The sequence below is a fragment of the Acidobacteriota bacterium genome, assembly GCA_038040445.1.
In the GTDB taxonomy this organism is placed as follows: Bacteria; Acidobacteriota; Blastocatellia; order UBA7656; family UBA7656; genus Onstottus_A; species Onstottus_A frigus.
The window spans coordinates 1-3,840 of sequence record JBBPIG010000067.1 but is presented as its reverse complement, the minus strand read 5'-3'; the positions used below and the strand labels follow the sequence as shown (position 1 = coordinate 3,840).

2 protein-coding genes and 2 pseudogenes are annotated in these 3,840 nt (G+C 55.9%); all 4 read right to left on the bottom strand.

All coding sequences use genetic code 11. The features are described from left to right. Positions 1-1,081, bottom strand: a 1,081-nt coding sequence (locus AABO57_28945; GenBank protein MEK6289760.1) for a glucoamylase family protein, incomplete at its 3' end; no start/stop codon positions are given. Between the two features lie 175 nt (positions 1,082-1,256). Continuing rightward, positions 1,257-2,427: pseudogene (locus tag AABO57_28940) on the bottom strand (beta-xylosidase). Continuing rightward, positions 2,400-2,600 (bottom strand): annotated as a pseudogene (locus tag AABO57_28935) (beta-xylosidase). The pseudogenes AABO57_28940 and AABO57_28935 overlap by 28 nt, the downstream one beginning before the upstream one ends. A gap of 125 nt (positions 2,601-2,725) precedes the next feature. Next, the coding region (locus AABO57_28930; protein MEK6289759.1) for a catalase-related domain-containing protein at positions 2,726-3,840 on the bottom strand (1,115 nt) is incomplete at its 5' end.

The following is a 3,840-nucleotide window of genomic DNA, read 5'->3' as shown; positions in this document are numbered from 1 at the left end:
TGGTCATCTCAGGGAAGGTCTCGTCGAAATATTGGATCGACGGCAACACGATCTCAGGCGCGAACGGAAGTGAAGCGATCACCGCCCACGGAGCCAGCGTGCCGTCATCCGGGCCGTTTGGAATACCGCGCGCTTCGTAGTCGTAGAATCGCCGCAGCTTGCCTCCGATCTTTTTGCTTGCCGGTCCTGGACCATCGCTTGCCGTGAGACCCCAAATGTATTCACCATAACCTGCAAAGCCTCTTGGATTGCGGATCGCGTACTGCTGCTGAATGTAAGTAGCGCGCCGGCTGTTCTCGAAATAGTCGATCGCCTTGTTGCGCATGTACCCGTCCTGAATCCCGCGAAAGTCGATCCACATGTGCGAAAGCTGATGAATGAAGAGCGGACCTGCGTAGAGAAACTCGCGGCCGTAAAGGATCCTCCATTCATAAGTGCTGGTCCACGCCTTGTAACTCTTTTCCGGCAACGGGTGTTCTGGCGAAGCGAGGCCGAGGATGTAGAGAATCAGAGCCTCATTGTAGCCTTGCCAACGGTACTTGATGAACCCGCTTTCGGGTCTCCAGCCGTGCGTGACAGGCACTCCTCGGGTCTGAGCCCATTGCCAGTCCGCGCGGCGATAGATGGCGTCGCCAAGTGTGCGAATCTCGCGTTCATCTTCAGTGTCGCGATTGAAATACTCCGCGGCGGTCAGGGCTCCGGCGATCAAGAACGTCGAATCGATTGTCGACAGTTCGCAATTCCACACGCGGCGGCCGGTCTTCATGTCGAGAAAGTAATAGTAGAAACCCTTGTAGCCGGTGGCGTCTGGTTGCGGACCCTGCGGGCTATTCCAGAAGAAACGCAGCGTCGTGAGGGTTCGTCGAATCGCGTCGTCGCGCGTGATGAATCCACGCTCGACGCCGATGGGATAGCCCGCGAGTGCAAAACCAGTTGGAGCGATGCTGCACGGCGCTCCCTGGCGCGTGCTGTCCGGGACTAGGCCATTTTCGGGGTTCGTTTCCTTCAGGAAATAGTCAAAGGTAAGGCGCTGAAGCACCTCGAGCTTCTTGTCAGGGTAAGAGTGTTGTCTCGGCTTCACCATAGACCTCGCAACAAAATGGAGCTTAACCTCGATAGCGGTGGTCCCGTAAGGGCGGTCCCTCCGTAGACGCCCCTCTCTGCCCTGAATGACACCGCATGGGAAGGGGCGGCCACGGAGGACCGCCCTTACAGGACTGGCTGTTACTCGCTAGCGAAGTCTTTGTTACATGACACTAGGAGTTGGGAAAATCAAATTCGATCGCTGCCACGCTGTTCGCCGGAAGCGTGACTTCAAACTCAATTCTTCCGCTTGTGTATTCGAAATCAACCGGCTCTCGCTTTAGCTGCGATGCGTCCTGGAGTTTGTCCAACTGTGCACTGCTCAAATACTCCGGAGCGCCCATATCCTTCCACAGTCGTTGCGGGTTCGCATGGTCCTCGTCGATTCGCTTCACGTGCGCGCTTGCCGGCTCAGGCGCCTTGCTTAGTTGAATTCTCACTCGCTGCTTCTCGAGGCAGCGGCGCGGCAAGGCATGGTTGGTGAGTAACACCGTTGTCTTATTGACTCCACGAACAACACAGGCATCGACCGTCTCATGCAGACCGTCAACGAGCAAGCTCTCGTTTCCCAACGAGTGCAGCAGCTCAAATGCGCGGTAGGCCGGTTTCGGAATGCCGTGAAGGTTCAGCAACCCAAACCCACCGTGAAACGGCTGCGAGGGAAAGTAGTTCTCCTCAAAGATGTCTGAGAAGGTCCAGAAGCTGTAGCCTTCGACCAGTCCGTTTGCTTCCATATGGTCTTCACGGCAAACGCTGAGTAGGGTTCATCATGCAGCGAATCGCGTGGGTTCGATGACGCATTCCAATCGGTGTAGTAGAGTGGCTTGCCCCGAGCGCGGCGTTTTGCGTCTTGAGCCTGCTCGCGGAGAATGCTTCGCTGGCTCTTTGCCAACTGGGTCAACGTATCGTCACCCTCTTCGCCGAACGCATCGGTCGGATAATGGTGCGTGCTGACGAAATCCGCCGGCAACCTCTCCTTATCGCAGTAGTCCAGAAACTCTGAAATCCATTCATTCAGGGCGATCGCGGGGCCGCCGACTCGAAGCGTTCCCTGATGCTCTTAATGGCATCGACGGTATAGTGGTAAAGCTTGAAGTAATCCGCTTGCGTGCCCGTCCAAAAGGCTTTGAGGTTCGGCTCATTCCACACCTCGAAGAACCACTCACGCACTTCACCGACACCGTAACGTTCAACCCAGTGAGATACCAGTTTATGAATCAGCGTCGCCCACTGCAGGTAGTATCGGGGCGGTGTGATGTTCCCGCGATAGTGAAAGACCGTACTGCGCCCGGAGGCGAGCGCGGTGGGCATGAAGCTCAGTTCGACGAAGGGACGCATCCCAATTGAGAGAAGGAAGTCACAAATCTGGTCCGCATTGAAGAACGAGTAAAGAGACTTTCCTGGTGCGAGATGAGCGTGCCCATATCATCTGAGAGCAAGCCATGAAAGCGCACATAACGGAAGCCCAGCTCGTCATGGCGGCGCCGCAACTGGTTCTCCCAATCCGCGCGCAGCGCAACCGGGGCGTGATCGCTTCATACGCCTCGGTATGGAAGAGGCGCTGTTCCGTGTTAGACAATTTACCACTTTGCCATTCGTTTCTCGTGTATGAGCGGTGGGTCCTGTCTGGTATACGTTCGACTCATGGGTTTGTCAATGAACCTGGCTCGCGCTCCCAGTGGCGATGATGAGCGAGAGCCTTAATGAATTCGGTTGCCACGCGATCCAGACTAGCGCCGCGACTGGTGATGACACCGTGATTGACCGCAAGCCCCCCTCCCGCCGAGTTCTCTCCGGCGGTACTGTCCTCTCGCGCGTCTGAGGTATTCAGGAGCTCGACTCCTGCAGCGGTTGCCGCGATTGTCTTACAATGTTTATACGCCTCATTCAAGAAGTTAACGGCCTCGGGTTCCTTTTTGAGAGCTTCCACGCTCGCTGCCCCTGCGGGAACATAAACCGCATCGAACAAAACCGACGAGCCGGTTAGAAAACTAAAGTCCGCTTTGATTGTTTCACCACCAGCTCCCGTCAAGACTCCGAGTCTCGGGGCCACCGTCATGCACATTGCTCCTGCCGCTATCAGCGCCTTCTTCATATTCAATACGGCAGCATCGTCAAATCCATCGGCAACCAGAAAAGCGATTTTGCGCGTCTTGATGGTATCTTTGGGACTACTTACCATGCTCAGCGCTGGTGAAACCGTTATCTCCTGAGGAGCGCGCTTTGGTTGAAACCTCAGTGGATTACCATCGGCCGGTATGCTCATATTTATAGGCTTATCGAGCTTAGCCGGAACGCTGAGGCCCAGCCCTTCGGCAACGCGGCGCGCCAAAGTCTTGTCAACTTGCGCGAGCAAGCCCAGCATCCGCTGCCTAATTGCCGGCGTCTCTACCTTGCCTAACTCAAAACGCAATGCGTTGATGATGTGGTTTTTTTCCGGCTCGGACTGGCTATTGTAGAAGAGCGTCGCTTGACTGAAGTGATCGAAAAAACTGGTGCTACGCGCGCGCACCTTCTGGGCATCAATCCTTTCCGCGAAGCTGGTAAAACCACCCATGTCCGCGCCCGCCTGAAATGGGCAGCCGCCACGGAGGGTGTTTGGCTCGTAACTGGTTTGACCTCGGTTGACCGTCTGCCGCATAAAGCCATCGCGCTGGTTGTTGTGCATGGGCGCGACGGGACGGTTGATCGGGATTTCATGAAAGTTCGGCCCGCCTAAACGTATCAGTTGTGTATCGGTGTAGGAAAAGAGCCGTC